Source organism: Amycolatopsis cynarae (assembly GCF_026802195.1).
Taxonomy (GTDB): domain Bacteria; phylum Actinomycetota; class Actinomycetes; order Mycobacteriales; family Pseudonocardiaceae; genus Amycolatopsis_E; species Amycolatopsis_E rhizosphaerae.
In genome coordinates, this window is record NZ_CP113836.1 from 2,553,625 (window position 1) to 2,572,087 (window position 18,463).

An 18,463-nucleotide genomic window follows, 5' to 3' on the forward strand; every position below is an offset into this window, starting at 1 on the left:
GCCCGCGAACTCATCCCTTGACCACGCCGACGGGCACCAGCCGGGCGACCTTGCCGCACAGGCCCGCGCCGGTGCTCACCTCGACGACGGTGTCGATGTCCTTGTAGGCGGTGGGCGCTTCCTCGGCGAGCCCCTGCCACGAGGTGCCACGGACGAGGATCCCGTGGGCTTCCAGGTCGTCGCGCAGCGTCCTGCCCCGGATCGAGCGGGCCGCCGCGTGACGGCTCTGGGTGCGCCCCGCCCCGTGGCAGGTGGAATGGAAGGCGGGATTGCCGGGCACCCCGGCCAGCACATAGGAGGCGGTGCCCATCGTGCCGGGGATGAGCACCGGCTGCCCGGCCTCCGCGAGGCCGGGCGGGAGATCGGGATGCCCGGGCGGGAGTGCCTTGGTCGCTCCCTTGCGGTGGACGCACAGCTGACGGCGTTCTCCGTCGAGATCGTGCATTTCGAGGGTGGCCAGGTTGTGCGAGACGTCGTAGACCAGATCGACGGCCGCGCCGAGGTGGCTTTCGAAGGCCCGGCGGGTGGCTTCGGTGAGCAACTGGCGGTTGGCCCTGGCGTAGTTCGTCGCCGCCGCCATGGCGCCGAGATAGGCCCGCCCCTCCGGCGACTCGACGGGCACGCAGGCCAGTTGCCGGTCGGGGACGGCGATCCCGTAGCGGGGCATGGCTTCTTCCATCAGCCGGACGTGATCGGTGCACACCTGGTGGCCGAGCCCGCGCGAGCCGCAGTGGATCATGACGCAGACCTGGTCCCGCCGGAGCCCGAACGCCTGCGCGGCCGGTTCGTCATAGATCTCCTCGACCACCTGAACCTCGAGGAAGTGGTTCCCGGAGCCGAGGCTGCCGACCTGGCCGAGCCCCCGTTCGAGCGCCCTGGCGCTGACGCGGGCGGGCTCGGCGCCGGTGACCATGCCGCCGTCCTCGCACCGGAGGAGGTCCCGGGGTACGCCGTGGCCGGCCTCCACGGCGTACTGCGCGCCCCCGGTGAGGACGTCGTGGAGCCGTTCCCGGGTGGGCAGCCGCCAGACCGCCCCGCGGTAGAGACCGCGGGGAATCGCGTGGCCGAGGATGTCCATGAGCCCGCCGAGCCGGTTACGGAGGCCGTCCCGGTCGAGATCGGCGGCCAGCAGGCGGACCCCGCAGGAGATGTCGAAGCCGACCCCGCCCGGGGAGACCACCCCGCCGAGCGCGACGTCGGTGGCGGCCACGCCGCCGATCGGGAAGCCGTAGCCCCAGTGCACGTCCGGCATGGCGTAGGAGGCCCGGGCGATACCGGGCAGCGTCGCGACATTGGCCACCTGCCGCAGGGACTGGTCCGCGGCCGGGTCCGGCAGCAGCGCACGGGAAGCGAACACGATACCGGGCACCCGCATGGCGCCCCGGCGTTCGATCCGGAAGCGGTACGGCGTTTCCTTGACGACCTCCAGTGCCGGTTCTTCGATGCCGGTGCGCACTTTTGTTCTCCTTACACGTCGATCGTCGCCGAGCACCACCAGCGATCCGGGCCTCGTTCGCAGCGGAGTTCGTGCAGTGACACGGCCTTCGGTATCGCGCCGACGGCGGGAAGGGCGCCCGCGTCGACCGTCCTGAACCGCAGCCGCAGGCCGCCGGGGCGGGGGGAGACCTCGGTGGCGGCGGGGATTTCCCCGGTGGTCTCGAGCCGGTAGATGACCTCGTCGAGGGCGGCCGCGAGCAGATCCGTGTCCTCCTCGCCGGTCACCTCGCACTCGGCGGTGGCCTCGGGCGCGGGCAGCCCGGCTCCGGCGAAGCTTTCGACCATCCCGGCGACGGCCTGGGCGATGCAGTCCTCGCGGGTCGGACCCCAGGCCTCGACCCGGAGGTCCGCCGTGTGCGCGGCGGTGCGATGACCCCGCGCGCCTGATCCGGTCACGATCACTCCCCGGACGTCTGGGGCAGAGCAAGAACCCGCAGCATGCCTCCGGCGCGGGGGTGCCCAGAAGAGGCGAAGGTCCCCCCGTGGCACCCTCGCCCGTGCCTGGTGACCGGCGCCGACCGCCGGTCAGGTCAGCAGGAACTCCGCGCCCTCGCGGCCCCACCGGCCGAAGGCGGGGCGCTCGCCGCGGTCGATGGCGCGGATGCTGGGCCGCCCGATGTGCGCGAAGACCAGCCGCCGCACCCCGGCGGCCCGCGCCGCCGCGGCCACTTCGGTCACGCACGCATGCCCCCCGGCGCCGTGGGCGAAGAGGATCGGCCGGTGCCAGCCCGCGGCGTCGGCGAACATCAGGTCCACTCCGGCGGCCCAGTCGGGAAACACCCGGAACTCGGGCGCCCATGCGGCGCGTCGGTGCGCCGTTTCGAGGAGGTACCCGAACGTCGGGTGCGAGGTGTGCCGCACCGGCAGCGGTCGCAGGCGCACACCTTGCGCGGCAAGGGAACCGGTCAGCGCGCCCACTCCCAGCTCACGAGCCCGGCGCCGGATGCGCGGCATCAGTTCGGCGCGTTCGTCGCTGACGAACCACGCGTCCAGCGGCTCGCCCGGATCGGCGGACCCGCCTCCATCCAGCATCACGCGATGGCCCGCCCAGCACACCAGCAGTCCGGTGGGCCGGTAACGCGGCGAATTCATGGCGCCCACGCCCAGCAGGATCAGTCGCGGCATCCACCGCCCTCCTTCCCCTCGGGGATCAGCGTGCCGCGCGGCGCCAGACCGACGGGCTCACGCCCCGGGCGCGCTTGAACGCGACGCTGAACGCGAAGGCATCCTCGTAGCCCACCTCGCGGGCCACCGTGGCGATGGACGTCTCGGTGTCCCGCAGCAGATCCGCCCCGAGGGTCATCCGCCAGCCCGTCAGGTAGGTCAGCGGCGGCTCGCCGACCAGGCGGGTGAACCGCGCGGCGAAGGCGGCACGGGACAGCCCGGCCTCGCGGGCCAGTGCGGCGACGGTCCACCGGCGGGCGGGATCGGCGTGCAGTAGCCGGAGTGCTTCGCCGATGGCGGGGTCGGCCAGCGCCCGGTACCAGCCGGGAAGCGCCGTCCCCGGCCGGGCGCACCAGGCCCGCAAGGCCAGCACGAGCACGAGATCCAGTATCCGGGTCAGTACGGCGTCCTGACCGGGTTCGTCGCGGGTGACTTCGGTGGCGAGCAGCTCCAGCGCCGCCCGGGTCCGCGGCCCGGCGGGCACGACCGCCAGCGGCGGCAGCAGGGACAGCAGGCGGGCGCCCACGTCGCCGTGGAGTTCGCAGGCGCCGCGGAGCAGGATCGTGGCCCCGGGCAGGCCGTCCCCGTAGGTGCGGGGGGCGAGGCTCCGCTGCACTCCCGGGACTTCCCCGGCTCCCGCCGCGACGTGCTTCCTGCCGCCGCGGATCACGGCCTGGGGCGGGGTCGCCGGATCGTCGGCGACGGTGTACGAGCCGATCGCGGTGATGAGGGCGAGGTCGCCGGGGGAAAGCGGCACCGCCGCGGAGTCGTCGCCGAGCCGGACCGAGGCGCGGCCGCCGAGCGTGGCCACGATCGTGAGCGGGGGAGCGTCGGCGAAGGCCAGCGACCACGGTGGCCGCTGGATCAGCTGCCGGACCAGCACGTTCCTCGGGCGGGCCCGGCGCAGCAGATCGCTCAGCACATCCACGGCGTCACCCTAGACGATCACAAAGCTTTCCAGGACAATTTCCCATGGATCGTCTCGGCGCCGGGATGTTGTCTGAAGGGCATGAACACCATCCTCATTCTGGGCGGCACCGGCAAGACCGGCCGCCGGATCGCCCGGCGCCTGGCCGATGACGGCCTTCCGGTCCGGACGGCCTCCCGCAACGGCGGCGACATCCCGTTCGACCTGGGCGCCCCGGCGACCTGGGCACCCGCACTCGAGGGCGTGACCGCCGCCTACGTCCTGGAACCCAACCTGCTTGCGAGCTCGGACGACCGCGTCCCCGCCTTCGTGCGCCGGGCGGCCGCCGCCGGAGTGCGGCGGCTGGTGCTGTTGTCGGCTCCCCGCGCGGGCGAAGAGGGACACCCCCTCCACGCCGCCGAACAGGCCGTGCGCGGTTCCGGCATGGACTGGACCATCCTGCGCCCGGACTGGTTCGCACAGAACTTCACCGAGGGCCCCTGGCGGGCGGGGATCCTCGGCGGCACCCTGGCCCTGCCCACCGGTGACGGGCGCACACCGTTCATCGACGCCGAAGACATCGCCGAGGTCGCCGCGTCGGCGCTGACGGAAGACCGCCACCGCGGCCGGATCTACCACCTGACCGGGCCGCGGGCGATCAGCTTCGGCGAGGCGGCCGACCTCATCGCCGGGGCCACCGGTCGCACCGTCCGGTACGCCGACACCGACCCCGAGGTCCACGTCGGGCGACTGGTCGCCAACGGGGTCCCGTCCGTCGTCGCCCGGCTGCTCACCGGGCTGCTCGTGGACATCCGCGAGGGGCGGGGCACGGCGCCTTCCGGCGACGTGGAACGGGCTCTCGGCAGGCCCGCCCGGCGGTTGGAGGACTTCGTCGCCGACGCCGCCGCCGCGGGCCACTGGTCCTGACCCCGCTCCGCCCGAGTCCCACCCTCGTGCGATTGTGTCCCACCTTCCGGCGCTTGTGTGCCACGCTCGGGGGGCATGAGTTCCACGCTCGGCCGGGGCAGGTGGCCCCCAAGGGCACCGGACTCTTCCCCCGCGCGGAGGATTCCCGCCTCTTGCGGTCGTCTCGCGTGATTCCCCGGTGGGTCCGGCAGTCCTCTCCGTCGAACCGTCCGTAGTTGCGACAGCGAGAGGACACCATCCAGATGTACGCAGGTGGAATCCAACCCCACACCGGTGGCACGGCGGGAGGCATCGGCGCGCTCGCGGCCACCGGGTCCCCGGCGCTCGGCCTGATGATCGGCCTCGCGGCGATGCTCCTGTTCGCGGGGATGACCCTCGTGCGGAAGAACGTCGTCGCGCGCAACCTCGCCGCGCTCGGTGGGGCGATGCCACGGCCGTTCGCCGGAGCGGCCGAGTGACGAGCGATGGCGCCGCTTCCCTCCCCGGCCGCTTGCCCGGGCTGTCGCTGAAATCCGGCGGGTCCGGGGCGCCGAGGTCGTGGACGGCGTGGCTTCCGGCCGCGTTGTGCGGCGCCATCGCCGTCGCGATGGTGTTCTTCCAGGGGAGTTACCGGCTGGCCGAAACCTGGCTCGCGAGTGAGTTGGTGCGCACTGTCGTCGGACAGCACGCCTGGCCGCTGCCGGGCGAGCCGGTGCTGCTGTTCGAAACCTCGGCTTCGCCCGGAGCCATGGCCATCAGGGTTTCCCTGGCCTGCAGCAGCGTCCTGCTCGTGGCGCCGCTTTTCCTGATCTCCGGGGCGCTGTTCCTGTCCTCGACCCGGTCCCGCGTCCGGATCCCGCTGGCGACGCTGGTCGCCTTCGTCATCGTCGTGATCGCCAACAACATCCGGCTCGGGCTGATCATGGTGCTGGCGAGCCGGTTCGGCCGGACCGGGCTCGACTGGGCCCACATCCTGGCCGGGTCGCTGGTGATGCTCACCGCGGGCGGTATCGCGATCCTGCTCTACCTCAGGATCGTGGCGGGGTCGAAGGCGGGGCGCCATCGCAAGGAGGGGGAAAGGTGAGCCTGCTCGAAGTCTCCATCAGCCTGTCGTTCTTCCTCGGTCTGGTCTTCCTCGCGTACGTGGTGATCCTGGTGCGCGGATTCCTCAAAGCGAAACCGGAACGCCCCGGCGACCCGGACTCGCTGGACTGGCATTTCCTCATCCCGTGCCGGGACGAGCAGGCCGTGATCGGACCGACGCTGGAATACCTGGAAAGCACGTTTCCCCAAGCGCATCTCTGGGTGATCGACGACGCGTCCACCGACCGGACCGGCGAGATCGCCGCGGACCGCGCGGAGCGCAACGCCCACGTGCACCTGGTCGCGCGGCGGCTGCCCGAGGCACGCAAGGGCAAGGGGGCCGCGCTGAACGCCGGGTACCGGGAGATCAGCCGGTACGTCGGCGAGGGCGGACCGCGCGCGAGGACGGTGGTCGTGGTGGTGGACGCGGACGGCAGGCCCTCGGCCAACATGCTGGAACTGTGCGCCGGGCCGGACGCCTTCGCCGACGGCTCGGTCGGGGCGGTGCAGGTCGAGGTGCGCATGATCAACCGGGATGTCGAGCGGCCGCTGCCCGCCAAGGGACCGCTGGCGAACCGGTTCGCCGCGATGCTCGCGCGCATGCAGGACGTCGAGTTCCGGGGGCCGATCTCGGCGATGCAGATCATCCGCCGCCGGACCGGCACGGTGAACATGGGCGGCAACGGCCAGATGAACCGGCTGACCGCGCTCGACAGCATCGCGGGCGAGGCGGGGGAGCCCTGGGGTAACGCGCTGCTCGAAGACTTCGAACTGGGACTGCGGCTGATGCTGGCCGGGTGGCGGACCGCCTACAGCCGCTGCTCCTGGGTGGACCAGGAGGCGCTGTGGAACCTCAACCCGCTGGTGGTGCAGCGCACTCGCTGGGCACAGGGGTCGATGCAGTGTTTCCGTTACCTGCCAAGGGTTTGGGGTTCCCCCTGCTTCACCACGGCGGGCTTTCTGGAGATCCTCTACTTCATGCTGCGCCCGTGGGTCCAGGTCGTCGGCTCGATCGTGTACGCCATCCCCCTCGCGGTGTTCGTGTTCGACGCCGCGGCCTACCGGGACTTCATGGAGGGGTTCCTGCTCAACGGCGGGTTGCTGCTCATGGCCGCCTATCTCGTGCTGGGCGTGGGGGAGTTCGCGATCTGGGGCTGGTTCTACCGGACCCGGTGCGAACCCGGGCTCAGCCGCCGCTCGGCTGTCTCCTTGGGACTCGCGGTGGCGGCCTATTCGCTCCTCAACTACGTCATCGCGTGGCGGGCTTTCGGTCGTTTCGTGACCGGACGGGGGAGCTGGAAGAAGACCCGGCGGAACAGTGAACTGACCGAAACACGGCCTTCGGTGGCGGGAGCGGTCGCGGAATGAAGGGGAGTGGGGTGTTGCGTCGCGTACTCGCCCGGGGCGCGTGGGGAAGCCTGCTGGTGGTGGTCACGCTGGGCGGGGTCGCGCTCGCCGCGGCCGGATTCCTCGACAGCCCACCGGGGCTCGGCCCAGGGCCGCTGCTCACCAAATGGGAGGTGGGCTCCTGCCACCGCCTCGAACAACCGGTGGAAACCTCGTGGGCCTTCCTGACCGACACCAGGCCGACGGTCCGCTGCGACACCGAGCACACCACGGAGACCTACCAGGTGGTGCGGCTGGACGGCGAAATCGCGGCCGCGAAGGAACGGCCCAGCCCGGTCCTGCTGCAGAAGGAAGGGCCGCCGTTGTGCAGCGGTGACGTGCTGAACCGCTACCTCGGCGCGGACGAGAAGGACGCCGTCCGCGAACTGACCACGATCGCGTTCTTCCCCACGGCGGAGGAGTGGCGCGACGGCGAACGGCGGATGCGGTGCGACGTGATGACCGTGCCGGAGGGCCGGCTCGACCCGGTCGCGGTGTCGTTCCCGTTCAAGGACGCGATGAAGACGGCGGAGGGCTCGCGCTACCGCCTGTGCCGCCTCGACGGCACGGAGGTCCGGTGCGACCAGCCGCACAACCGCGAGCTGGTCAACCCGTGGCTGCTGTTCGGCACGGATCAGATCGCCAAGGGCCGTGAATTCATGGTGGGGGTGGCGCAGCAGCTGTGCCGCAAGGAGGTCGAGGCCTACCTCGGTGCGCCGCTGGTGGCGCGGCCGGATCTGGAGGTCGTGGTGGAGGTGCCGGGGGACCCGTCGATCCGGCAGGACAGCCGGGTGGGGCGGTGCTGGGTGGCCCCCGCGGATCCGAAGGCGACCTTGGACAAGAGCGTCCGAGGGTACGAAAGAGGGGCTGGTTCGTGATCGGGGCCGGAATTCCCGCGGCCGTCCGGCGGGGCCGGGGATGGCTTGCCGACCCGGTGCGCCGCGTCCCCGTCGTCTCCTCGGCGATGGGTGTGCTGTGGACCGGGATCATGCTCGCGCGCCTGTTCGTGGGCGGTGCCATCGGGCTCGCGGACAACTTCGACGGGCACCGTCTGATGTGCCAGCTCCAGGTGGCACAGGTGCCCAACGGGCACGAGGTGTGGGCGTACCTGAACCCGTTCTACGACAGCCACACCTTCTACGGCGAGGCGTGCAGCGCCGGTGGCACCGGGCAGGCCTACTACAGCAGCGAGTGGTACTTCCTGTGGCTGGCGAAGCTGCTCACTCCGCTGTCCGGGTCCGGCCACGCGCTGGACCTGCGCATGCTGGGTGTCGTCGTCTCGGTGTTCTTCGGCCTGGCCATCGGCCTGATCTGCGCCGCGTGCCCGCTGCCGATCTGGGCGCGCGTGGTGTTCGTGTCGCTGATCGGGCTGTTCACCGCGGATTCCGCGATCGCCCCGTACTTCATCTCGCCGCTGAGCGAACCGGCCGCGATCATCGGGATGCTGTTCATCATCGCGGCGCTGCTGCGCCTGCTGCGCAGGAACTACGCGACGGTGCCGGATCTGCTGCTGGTGTCCGCCGCGGTGCTGTGGACCGTGACCGCGAAGACGCAGACGATCACGATGTTCGCCGGGGTGGTTCCGGCCATGCTGATCCGGCCGGTGCGCTTCCCGCTGCTCTCGCGCCTGTTCAAGCGCCCGGAGCGGTCCGAGGGACCTACGCGGCACCGGGGTGTGCGCAAGGTGCTGGCGGCCGGGTTGCGCCGGACGCCGGCGGTGGTGATCTGCGGACTGCTCGTCTTCGCCTGCTTCCAGTTCGCCGGGGCGCAATCGCGCTGGCTCAGGGAAATCTACGCCTTCCACCAGGTCTTCGAGACGATCCTGCCACTGGGTCCCGACCCGAAGCGGGACCTGCGGGATCTCGGCGTCGACGAGAGGCTCGCCGGCTACGACGGAAGGTCGATCCTGGCGCTCTCCGGCCCAGGCGAGGTGCCCGCGGGCTACCGCGAATTCCTCGACACGATGAACACGGCGAAGATCGTCGAGTTCTACGCGACCCATCCCTCGCGGATCTTCGCCGTGCTGGACCAGGGGCTGGACGGGCTGACCAAGGCCAGACCGGACTACCTCGGCAACTACCTGCCCGAAAGTGGCGAACCGCCATACTCCCATGAGAACCGCGTCTTCGCCGGTGAGGCGTTGTTCACCTTGCTCCGGCCCGTGCGGTGGGTGGTGTTTCCGTTGCTGTGGCTGGGTTCGCTGGTGCTGGGTGGCTGGCTGGCCTTCCACCGGCGGCTCGGCGCCGCGGGACGGGGGATCGGCTGGCTGCTCGCCGGGCTTTCCCTCAACACCATGGCGCAGCTGGCGTCGGTGCTGCTTTCCGACGGGCTCAACGACATCGTCAAGCATTCGGTGTTCGTGGTCTACAGCACCTACCTGCTGCTGCCCACGCTGGTCGCGGCGGTGGGGGCGACCGACATGATCGGCCGCCCCGACCAGTTCCTGCCCGGCCAGAAGCTGCCGAACACCGGGCTGCCCTGGCCCTGGCAGCGAAGGCGCCCGCGCGCGGCGAAGGCCGGGCGGCACGAACGGCCCGCCGGGGAAACCAAGGAACTGGAAGCGGTGTGAGTACTGGCCACAATGGACTCCGGCTGGGCTGGAAACCCCGCCTGTACGGCGCCGCGGGCAGCACGTTCGTCACGCTCGGCTTCGTCGTGCTGCTGTTCGTCACCTACCAGCTGTTCGTCGTTCCGGCGCGGACCGACGGGGCGCAGCATTCGCTGGAGCAGGAACTGGCCCGGCAGTGGGAGGCGGATCCCTCCGGCCTGCCCGCGCCGGTCGTCGGTGCCGCGCCGGACGCCGGGGCCCCGCCCAACGGGAAACCCTTGGTGCGCCTGTCCGTTCCCCGGCTCGGACTGCACTGGGTAGTGGTCGAGGGGGTGACTCTGGCCGACCTGCGGCGCGGCCCCGGTCACTATCCGGGGACGGCCTATCCGGGACAGGACGGCAATTTCGCGGTGGCGGGGCACCGCGCGCCCAGGGTGTTCTGGGACCTGGACCAGGTTTCCCCCGGTGACGCCGTTTTCGTGCAGTCCGGGACGACCGTGTACACCTACACGGTCACCGGCAGCGAGATCGTTTCCCCGAGGGACGTCGGGGTGATCGCGCCCGTGCCGGATCATCCCGGGGCGGAGGCCACGAAGCCGGTCCTCACGCTGACCACCTGCAACCCCAAGTGGGCCAGTTACCAGCGGCTCATCGTGCACGCCGAGCTCTCGGGGGTGCGGACGGTGCCCGCCGGTTCCCTGATCGGCTGACCCCTTCACGGTCGAGGCCTCGCGGGCCGGGTCAGGCGAAGATGTCGGCGACGTAGCGGCCGCGGTTGCGCTGCATGTCGGCGATCCAGGCCTCGGCCTCTTCGGCCGAGGCCCCGGCCACCTCCTGGTAGATGCGTTTGCAGGTGTCGTACACCGCGGGCGCCATCCGGCGGCCGTCGCCGCAGACGTAGAACACGGCACCCTGCCGGACGAGGCCGACGACGTCGGTCCGGTCCGCCCACAGCCGGTCCTGGACGTAGCGCACACCGTCCTCCGGCTTCCCGGAAAAGGCGGGGCGCACTGACACGACCCCGGCTCGTTCCCAGCCCTTGAGCTCGTCGCGGTAGATCAGGTCCCGCTCGGGATGGTCACAGCCGAAGAACAGCAGGGCGGGCGCCGGCTCCACGCCCTCTTCGGTGGCGCGGAGCGCGCGGTCCTGCAGGAACCCGCGGAACGGGGCGATCCCCGATCCGGCGGCGACCATGATCATCGGGGTGGCCAGGGACGGCGGCGGGTGGAAGGCGGTCTGCGACGGGCGGACGCTCACTGGAACCCTGGTGCCGGGCCGGGCGCTCGCGAGGTAGGTCGACGCCACACCCTCGTAGGTTCCGTTGCCGGACAGGGCGGGCGCGGACAGCACCGCGATGGTGAGCGTGACGTGGTCCTCGCTCCACCGCGGCGAGGACGAGATCGAGTACTGCCGTGGTGCCAGGGGCGGCAGCATCTGCAGGTACGTCCCGAACGGCAGCTGTACCGACGGAAAGCGCGTGAGCAGGTCGAGCACGCTGACCCGCCGGTCGAGGACTTCGCGTGGGTAGGTGTCGTCGGCGGCGAGGGCACGGAGCGCGTCGCGCTCGGGCGGGCAGGCCGTGCTGTCGGCGAGCTGGGCGAGCTGGCGGCGCCCGGCGGGCGCGGAGAGCTCGACGTAACTGGACAGCAGCTCTCCCGCGGTGATCGCCTTCCCGACCGGCAGGAACGTGGCCCCGGCTCCGCCGAACCGGAGGACGAGCTGGGCGTCGTAGTCGAGGTCGAACCGGCTCAGTGCCCGGTCCACCGCCGCCGGGGGGTTGAGTGGGAGGACGGCGAGGTAGTCCCCGGCGCGGTAGGTCACGCCTTCGGGGAGCGCGATCTCCAGATGCCGTTTCCGGCGATCGGGCGGCAGGCCCGGGCTGGTCAGTTCCCGGTTGACGACGACCGTGCCGAGCGCGAGATCGTTGGCCCGCAGCAGCGGGTCGCGCGTGGGACCGACGAACGTGACTTCGAGTTCGGCGGTGGGGGCCGGTTCGGCGGTGCGCTGGCCGAGCGCCGCGGCGACCGCGGGCCAGAACCGGTCGTACCAGCCGTCGAAATCGCCGAAGAAGTCGCCGCGCGCGTTGGCGGCGCCGCGGTCGAGGATCCGCTCGGCCCCGGCCTCGGCCAGCCGGGTGTCGATCAGCGTGGGCACCGCCTGGTAGGTCCGGGCCCAGTCCGTGTTGCCGCAGCCGAACACGGCGTAGCGGACGCCGTCGAGACTGCCCTCGTCGAGGGTGTCCAGCCAGGACGTGAAGCGCCGTGCGTTGTCCGGTGGCTTGCCCTCATAGGAGGCGGTGACAATGACGACGACGCCTTCGGCGGGCAGGTGACCGGCCGAGGAATCCAGCGGGGCGAGCGACGGGGAGTAGCCGCGGCGGCGGGCGTCGTTGGCGATCCGCTGGGCGAACGCCTCGGAGGTGCCCGCGTTGGACCCGTAGAGCACCTGGATGGGGACGCCGTTGCCGGCCGCGGCCGGTTCGGCCTGCTCGCCCTCTTCGCCCCGGCCGGCCGGGGCGGTTTCCCGGGCCGCGGTCTCCACCAGGGCGACCGGGCGGCGGCGCAGCCGCATCGTGAACCCTTCGGGTTTCATCGTCAGCGTCTCGTGGATGACCAGGCGGTAGCCCGGATCGGCCGGTTCGAGATCGAACCGCTGCAGCAGCATCGCGAGGAACAGTTGCGCCTCCTGCAGGGCGAAGCCGCGGCCGATGCACATCCGCACCCCGTTGCCGAAGGGCTTCCACGCGTCCGGGGGCAGGGCCTGCGCCTTCTCGAAGGCGAACCGGCCGGGGTCGAACCGCTCGGGGTCCTCCCAGACGGCGGGATCGCGATGCAGCATGGGGGTGAGCACCAGCAGGATGTCGTCGCGCCGCACCGGATACCGCCCGCCGAGGGTGGTTTCGTCGTCCAGGGGCGTCACGGCGAACGCCGGCGCGGTCGGCCATAGCCGCAGCGTCTCCCGCAGGATCTGGTCGAGGTACCCGAGCCGGGCCAGGTCCTCGAAGACGGGGCGGCGCCCGCCCAGCACCTCGTCGACCTGTGCCCGCGCGCGGGCCAGCACCTCGGGATGGCGCAGGAGCTCGTAGAGGGTGAACGTCAGCAACCCGCTGGTCGTCTCGTGCCCGGCGATGAGGAAGGTGACGAGCTGGTAGCGGACGTTCTCGTCGGACAGGCGTTCGCCGGTCTGCGGGTCGGCGGCCTCGATCATGGTGTCGAGGATGTCGCGCCTGCCGGGCGGGGACGGTTGCCGCCGCCGCTCGGCGACGAGCCGGTCGGCGAGGGAGTGGAGGACGTTCTTGTCCTCCTCGAACTGGTGGCGGGACAGCAGCATCAGCCGGTTCTGCAGCGGCAGGCGGCGCGACCGTGAGCCGGATTCGACCAGCGCGCGCACCATCGCCCTGACGAACGGGTGCATCTCCTCCCGGTAGAAGCTGTTGAACCGGTAGCTGAACGCGCAGAGCGCGATCGTGTCCAGCGTCAGCCGGGTGGTGTTGTCCGCGACGTCGATGACGTGCTCGGGCCCGAGCCGCTCCCACTTGAGCAGCAGTTGTTCGGCGATGTCGGCCATGCCGCCGAACATCTCGCGCAGCGCGACCGGGCCGAAGGCGGGCATGAGGATCCGGTGGGCGATCTGCCAGTTGTGCTCCCGCGTCTCGGCGGTGAACAGACCGTCTCCGGCGAACTCCCGCACCTGCCGCAACGGCTGGTGCAACATCTTTTCGAACCGCTCCTGGTCGCACACCTCGTGGACGAGCGCCTGGCTGCTGAGCACGACCATGCGCTTGCCACCCGGCAGGTCGAGCCGGAAGATCGGGCCGAGCTCGCCCGCCAGCCTCATCAGGCCCTGCACCGGCTCGCGCTGATCCATCGCGGGCAGGTTGCCGACCAGCGGTGCCGGGTGCGGCTGGGGGATTTCCACGAGACTCACCGGCGTTCCCTTTCGTCCGGTCTGGCTTCGCACCGGTTCGCCCCACCATCGTCGCTCCGCCCGCGCGGGGTCGCAGGCCGTGCGGACCCGGCGGGCGAGGAGTCAGCTCCCCGAGGTGAACGCGGCGTGCGCGGCCGGTGCTGTTACCGTCGTCGGCGAGTGGCGGCCGGGGAAGGAGCGCGAGTCGGATGGCACGCGTCGCCGTTGCGCTGGGCAGTGGGGGCGCTCGCGGCTACGCGCACATCGGGGTCATCAACGAGCTCGTCGAACGCGGCCACGAGATCGTCGGCGTCGCGGGGTCTTCGATGGGCGCCGTCGTAGGCGGCGTCTACGCCGCCGGCGAGCTGGCGGCCTACACCGACTGGGTCCTCGGCCTCTCCCGGCGCGACCTTCTGCGGCAACTCGATCCCTCGCTCACCGCGAGTGGCGTGATCCGCGCCGAACGCGTCCTGGCGCGGATGGCGGAGATGGTCGGCGGCCGCAGGATCGAGGAGCTCCCCGTCCGGTTCACCGCCGTCGCCGTCGACCTGCTCGCCAGCCGCGAGGTCTGGCTCGACGAAGGACCGCTGGACCGGGCGATCCGCGCCTCCATCGGGATACCCGGGGTCATCACCCCGGCGATCGTCAACGGCCGCCTCCTCGTCGACGGCGGGGTGCTGAACCCGGTGCCCGTCGCGGCCACGGCATCCGCGCACGCGGACTTCGTGGTCGCCGTCTCCCTGCAGGGACAACGGAGCCGGCAGCCCGCCGTGACCCCCACCAGCGAGACCGCCGAGCGACGTCCCGCCGCCGAGTGGTGGGATCGCTTCCGCACCAACGCCTCCGAGGTGCTCGGCCCGGATCTGGCCGCGGCGCTCGGCCGGCGTTTCACCTCGTCGCGTCCGGGCGCCGCGATCGAGGAGGACCTGGAGGCGGGGTCGCTGCCCCAGGTCGGCATGATCGAGGTGCTGAACCTCGCGCTCGACGCGTCGCAGGCGGCGCTCACCCGCCACTGCCTCGCCGCGCACCCGGCGGACGTTCTCATCACCGTGCCGAAGGACGCCTGCCGCACCATCGACTTCCACAAGGCCGCGGAGCTCGTCGATCTCGGACGGCAACTGGCCCGCGAAGCGCTCGCTGCCTGGTGAGCCCGGGCAAGGGCTGCCGTGAAGGGACCCTTCACGGCTCGCCTCGGTCCCTCTGGCGGGGGTGACGGGGCCGCAAAGGGGGCCTCTTACGGCCTAGGTGAAGGCTTTTCGGCGACTCCGCACCAGCCGAAGGGGCGGGCCTGGTCTTCCTTCTCGATGGTGGTCGCGCCGTCCGGGCGCCAGTCGGGCAGGTGCACCAGGCCCGGTTCCAGCAGCGGCCAGTCGCCGAAGAACGGGACGATCTCGTCGTGGGAACGCAGCCACCCGGGATTGGAGGTGGACTTGTAGGCCGACACGAACCGGGCCACCATGTCGCCCGCCTCGGGCGGCGCGTCGTCGTGGGCGATGTGGGACAGCGCCAGCCAGCTGCCGGGCGCCAGCCACTCGCGGTAGTGGCCCAGCAGGTCGGCGGGGCGGTCGGCGGGGCCGATGAAGTGGAGGACGGCGACGAGGAGCAGGCACACCGGCTGCCCGGGGTCGATCAGCCGCTCGACCTCGGGATCGGTCAGGATCCCCGGTACGTCGCGGAGATCGCGCTGCACCAGCCCGGCCCAGCCGGTCGCCCCGTCCTGCTCCAGCGTGATGCGCGCGTGCGCGGCCGCGACGTCCTCGTAGTCGACGTACACGACGGTTCCCCGCTCGTCTTCGGGAAGCGCATTCCGAAGGACCGAATGCACGTTGCCGACGGAGGGCACCCCGGAACCCAGGTCGATGAACTGCCGGATCCCGGCGTCGACGGCGGCGCGGACGACCCGGTTCATCCAGGCCCGGTTGGACCGGGCCAGCGGCTTGATCAACGGGAAGAGGCCTTCGACCTGTTTGCCGAATTCGCGGTCCACCGCGTAGTTGTGGGTGCCGCCGAGATACCAGTCGTACATCCGCGCGGCGGACGGCCGGTCGACGTCCACCCGCGCCGGCGCCGGTGGCGCGAGCTCTTCACCTTGACTCACGTTTCTTTTTACCACGAGTCCGATCGGTGGCCGTCAGCCCGGATCCGCTTGACAGGGCGCGCCGCCGCACACGTCGACGACCTCTCCGGTGCGCAGGAAAACCGCTTTCTGCCGCCGGGCGGTGGCCATGTTCCGGGGATCGCCGTGCGGGTCCCGGCCGTATTTTCCTTCCGTGGGCGCGGTGTTCGTGAGCGGCGGGGACGGGGTTCCGCTGTCCCACACCACCATCGCCGAGCCGTGATAGGGCAGCGGCCCGGTGGACGGGATGTCCCAGTACGGGATCCGGTCGGGACTGCGGCCTGGCGCGAGCGCGGGCGTGACGAGGCGGGCGCCGATGGTGCGGGCCTCGACCTCGGCGGCGATGTTGGCCACCTGGTGATCGCCGTAGGCGATGTGCATCAGCACCTGGTGCCCGTCGGTCAGCCGGCCGGCATAGCCGTCGGTTTCGCCGTGGTCCCACAGCATCTGGAAGAGCCCGAGGACGATCTGCTGGTTCAGCTTGTCCGGATAGGACAGATCGAGCACCCCTTGGAACCGGGCGAAGTCGGCGCTGCGGTCGAGCAGCAGGCCGTAGTTCATCCCGGTGACGCCGAGCACGCCCCGGCGGATGTCGGGGGAGACGGCGACAAGCGCGCCGCCGAGGATGCCGCCCTGGCTGTTGCCGTCATAGCCCAGCCCGTGCGCGTTGTCGACCAGTGGCCTGCCGTCCGCGGTGCGGAACGCCTTGTCGGCGGTGAAGCCGCCGGGGTGCACCAGCGCCCGGCCGAGGAAGAGGGCGTCGAGCATGCCCTGCTGGCTGCGTTCCGGGATCGCGGGGAAGAGGTTCGGATCCAGCAGGGCGCCGATCACCACCGGGATGTCGCCGGAGGCCATCCCGATCCAGTCCGTGGCGCAGAAGGTGAAGTCGTGCTCGGCGGCCATGGCCTTGACGTTGCCCGCCGCGACCTCGTCGCGGCTGCCGAGCAGCCCGTGCCCGTACAGCGCGGGAGTGGACGGCGTGGTGAACGCGCCGCGCGGGATCTCGCACCGGAAACCCGCCGCCTGCGTGTTGAGCGGCAGCCGCCGCGGCCGCCCGTCCGGCCCGCGGAAGAAGGTGGAGCCCGGCGGTCCGCCCGGCAGGTTCAGGTAGCTCGGCACGGTGAGCACGCCCTCCACCTCCCTTGCGATCCGCGCGTCCTCCGCTTCGGTGTGGTCGGTGACCTTGGTGATCACGTAGCCGGGGGAGCGGTCGCCGAGCCGCCGGAACGCGTCGTCGCGGATGGCGGTCAGATCGCCGGTCAGATCGGCGGTGGCGGCCACGGTGAAATCCCAGGCCAGATACAGGGTTCCGGGAGCGATTCCGTGGCGGGCCAGCTGGTGCAGGACCGGCCGCAGCTGCCGCTGCCTCGGTCGCAGCGGATCGGTGGCGGGCAGGTCGGGCCCGGCGATCCTGGCGAACGGGCCGGGCGCGGTCAGCGGCACGCCGGCGGCGTCCTTGAAGCCGCGCAGCGCGACGAGGTAGCGGTGGCCGTCGAGGAAGTTGCGGGCGGGATGGATCAGCAGGGCCTGCCGCCCGGCGCTGGTCGCGTTCGCGTCCAGCTCGGCCCAGTACGGCCACCGCACGCCGGTCTCCGCGTCGAGGAGCACGATGGGCGCGTCCGGCCGCAGTGAACGGCCGATGTCGGTGATCGGTGCCGTGCCGGTGACAGCGAGATCGAGTCCCGGCGCCTGGACGAGGAGGGTGGAGCCGGGCGAGAAGCCGGTGGCCCGGTTCCAGGCCGCCGGATCGATCGGCCGCCCCGGGAAGGCCGCCGGTAGCGTGCCGGGGGTGAAGGCGACCCGGCGGCCGGTGGGGCTGGCCGGATCGGCGCGGGTGTACCAGTCGTCGGGGAACGGCAGCAGGCATTCGGTGGGCACGATCGGATCGCAGCCGCCCCCCGGCAGGCGATCCGCGGCGATCGCCGGTGGCGCGGGGACCACCGATGTGAGCAGGGCGGCGGCGAGGCCGAGCGCGGTCAGGGCCCTGATGAGCAGGCGGGGCCGCATGCTCAGCTCCCGGCGAGCAGGTCGCCGATGATCCGCGCGTAGTTCGCCTCACCGCGCCGGTTGGGGTGCAGCGGGGCCGCGAGGTCCGTGGGCACGTACCCCTCGACCCATTTCTCCAGCGGCGCCTGGCACGCGTCGTGCCCCGCGCTGGGCGTGGCGAGATCGACGTAGGTGGCGCCGTGGGCGACCGCTTGCTCGCGGAGGACGGCGTTCAGGAGGTTCACGCTGCCCTGCAGGTAGTCCGCGTCGACGGGGAGCACGGGCTGGAGCGGCCAGCAGCCGCCCGGCCGGATGTAGAGGCCGTAGCCGGTGACGACCACGTGCGCGTGCGGCGCACGCCGGTGGATCTCGTCGAGCGCGGCCGCGATCTTCGGTTCCGCCGCCGCGATGCGGGTGGCCACGCGATCCACGCCGCCCGCGGTGTAGGTGTCCTTGCAGGGGGTCGCGGCCGGGTCCAGCCGCACGCAGTCCTGCGCGACCCCGACGAGCCCGGCGTCGTTCCCGCCGATGGTCAGCGTCACCAGGGTGGTGTCGGCGCTGAGCGCGTCGAACTGGGGCGGCACGGTCCCGGCCGGTATCCCGAGCAGGCTGGTCGACTGCGGGCCGGTGAGGTTCCCGGTGTCCGCGCCGCTGCAGGTGACGTCCCGGAACACGGGGACGCCGAGGCGGGCGGCGAGTTCGTGCGGATAGTTGTGGGTGGATCGCGCGCATCCCAGCGGCCCGGTCACGGCCGGGATGAGCGGACCGGAGGCCATGGAATCGCCGAGTGCGACGTAAACCTCCGTCGTGGCGGCCGAGGCCGGTGGTGCCAGCCCCACCGCGGCGGGCGTGGCGATCGTGAGCGCAAGCGCCTTCAGGAGGTTGCCGAACCGGCGGAGACCACGGCCACGCAAGTCGTTCACGATCACTCCCGCGTCGTTGAGGATGTGATCGCCCATACTGC

At 71.8% G+C, this 18,463-nt stretch carries 16 protein-coding genes; 8 read left to right on the forward strand and 8 right to left on the reverse strand.

The genetic code is table 11. The annotated features are described in order from the left end of the window. Positions 1-10: 10 nt before the first annotated feature. From ORV05_RS12110 to ORV05_RS12125, 4 genes are all read right to left on the reverse strand, one after another. Positions 11-1,456 (reverse strand): RtcB family protein, encoded by a 1,446-nt coding sequence (locus tag ORV05_RS12110; RefSeq protein WP_326938137.1) that lies wholly within the window; start codon positions 1,454-1,456, stop codon positions 11-13. Between the two features lie 11 nt (positions 1,457-1,467). After that, entirely contained in the window at positions 1,468-1,893 is a 426-nt protein-coding gene (locus ORV05_RS12115) for an archease (RefSeq protein ID WP_268758568.1), read from the reverse strand. Between the two features lie 129 nt (positions 1,894-2,022). Continuing rightward, positions 2,023-2,622 (reverse strand): MBL fold metallo-hydrolase, encoded by a 600-nt coding sequence (locus ORV05_RS12120; protein WP_268758569.1) that lies wholly within the window; start codon positions 2,620-2,622, stop codon positions 2,023-2,025. Positions 2,623-2,647: 25 nt separating this feature from the next. Then, positions 2,648-3,589, reverse strand: a complete 942-nt coding sequence (locus tag ORV05_RS12125; RefSeq protein WP_268758570.1) for an AraC family transcriptional regulator — start codon at positions 3,587-3,589, stop codon at positions 2,648-2,650. An 81-nt stretch (positions 3,590-3,670) separates the two neighbouring features. Between ORV05_RS12125 and ORV05_RS12130 the strand changes: the two genes are divergently transcribed. The 7 genes from ORV05_RS12130 to ORV05_RS12160 all read left to right on the forward strand — a co-directional run bounded on the left by ORV05_RS12130 (position 3,671) and on the right by ORV05_RS12160 (position 10,201). Next, positions 3,671-4,495 carry an NAD(P)H-binding protein gene (locus tag ORV05_RS12130; RefSeq protein WP_268758571.1) on the forward strand — a complete coding sequence of 275 codons (825 nt, stop codon included), beginning with the start codon at positions 3,671-3,673 and terminating at the stop codon, positions 4,493-4,495. A gap of 242 nt (positions 4,496-4,737) precedes the next feature. Beyond that, a complete protein-coding gene (locus ORV05_RS12135) occupies positions 4,738-4,953 on the forward strand; it encodes a hypothetical protein (protein ID WP_268758572.1) in 216 nt (71 codons plus the stop codon). After that, positions 4,950-5,558 (forward strand): exosortase/archaeosortase family protein, encoded by a 609-nt coding sequence (locus ORV05_RS12140; RefSeq protein WP_268758573.1) that lies wholly within the window; start codon positions 4,950-4,952, stop codon positions 5,556-5,558. Before ORV05_RS12135 ends, ORV05_RS12140 begins: the two co-directional genes overlap by 4 nt. Then, a complete protein-coding gene (locus ORV05_RS12145) occupies positions 5,555-6,925 on the forward strand; it encodes a glycosyltransferase family 2 protein (protein WP_268758574.1) in 1,371 nt (456 codons plus the stop codon). Before ORV05_RS12140 ends, ORV05_RS12145 begins: the two co-directional genes overlap by 4 nt. Before the next feature lie 11 nt (positions 6,926-6,936). After that, the gene (locus tag ORV05_RS12150; RefSeq protein ID WP_268758575.1) at positions 6,937-7,821 is read left to right on the forward strand and encodes a septum formation family protein; all 885 of its coding nucleotides are present in this window, start codon (positions 6,937-6,939) and stop codon (positions 7,819-7,821) included. Beyond that, entirely contained in the window at positions 7,818-9,512 is a 1,695-nt protein-coding gene (wsfD, locus tag ORV05_RS12155; protein WP_268758576.1) for a glycan biosynthesis hexose transferase WsfD, read from the forward strand. Before ORV05_RS12150 ends, wsfD begins: the two co-directional genes overlap by 4 nt. Then, positions 9,509-10,201 (forward strand): class E sortase, encoded by a 693-nt coding sequence (locus ORV05_RS12160; protein ID WP_268758577.1) that lies wholly within the window; start codon positions 9,509-9,511, stop codon positions 10,199-10,201. The genes wsfD and ORV05_RS12160 overlap by 4 nt, the downstream gene beginning before the upstream one ends. Positions 10,202-10,232: 31 nt before the next feature. Here the strand turns inward: ORV05_RS12160 and ORV05_RS12165 are convergent, their stop codons facing one another. Beyond that, complete coding sequence (locus tag ORV05_RS12165) at positions 10,233-13,418, reverse strand: bifunctional cytochrome P450/NADPH--P450 reductase (protein WP_268758578.1); 3,186 nt, start codon at positions 13,416-13,418, stop codon at positions 10,233-10,235. 188 nt (positions 13,419-13,606) lie between these two features. On the opposite strand from ORV05_RS12165, the gene ORV05_RS12170 reads away from it, so the two are divergent. Next, positions 13,607-14,545: a patatin-like phospholipase family protein gene (locus ORV05_RS12170; RefSeq protein ID WP_268758579.1), complete on the forward strand. Its 939-nt coding sequence runs from the start codon at positions 13,607-13,609 to the stop codon at positions 14,543-14,545. An 86-nt stretch (positions 14,546-14,631) separates the two neighbouring features. Here ORV05_RS12170 and ORV05_RS12175 read toward each other — a convergent pair whose 3' ends face one another. From ORV05_RS12175 to ORV05_RS12185, 3 genes are read right to left on the reverse strand one after another with little or no spacing between them, the layout of a single operon-like run. After that, the gene (locus tag ORV05_RS12175; protein ID WP_268758580.1) at positions 14,632-15,495 is read right to left on the reverse strand and encodes an SAM-dependent methyltransferase; all 864 of its coding nucleotides are present in this window, start codon (positions 15,493-15,495) and stop codon (positions 14,632-14,634) included. Between the two features lie 33 nt (positions 15,496-15,528). Continuing rightward, on the reverse strand, positions 15,529-17,520 hold the full coding sequence (locus tag ORV05_RS12180) for a hypothetical protein (RefSeq protein WP_268758581.1): 1,992 nt from the start codon (positions 17,518-17,520) through the stop codon (positions 15,529-15,531). A gap of 2 nt (positions 17,521-17,522) precedes the next feature. After that, complete coding sequence (locus ORV05_RS12185) at positions 17,523-18,422, reverse strand: SGNH/GDSL hydrolase family protein (protein WP_268758582.1); 900 nt, start codon at positions 18,420-18,422, stop codon at positions 17,523-17,525. Positions 18,423-18,463: the final 41 nt, after the last annotated feature.

What these genes read in the sequence shown, in the direction of transcription:
- ORV05_RS12170 (WP_268758579.1), top strand. Translation starts at nt 13,607, where the DNA reads ATGGCACGCGTCGCCGTTGCGCTGGGCAGTGGGGGCGCTCGCGGCTAC.
- ORV05_RS12180 (WP_268758581.1), bottom strand. Translation starts at nt 17,520, where the DNA reads ATGCGGCCCCGCCTGCTCATCAGGGCCCTGACCGCGCTCGGCCTCGCC.
- ORV05_RS12120 (WP_268758569.1), bottom strand. Translation starts at nt 2,622, where the DNA reads ATGCCGCGACTGATCCTGCTGGGCGTGGGCGCCATGAATTCGCCGCGT.
- ORV05_RS12130 (WP_268758571.1), top strand. Translation starts at nt 3,671, where the DNA reads ATGAACACCATCCTCATTCTGGGCGGCACCGGCAAGACCGGCCGCCGG.
- ORV05_RS12135 (WP_268758572.1), top strand. Translation starts at nt 4,738, where the DNA reads ATGTACGCAGGTGGAATCCAACCCCACACCGGTGGCACGGCGGGAGGC.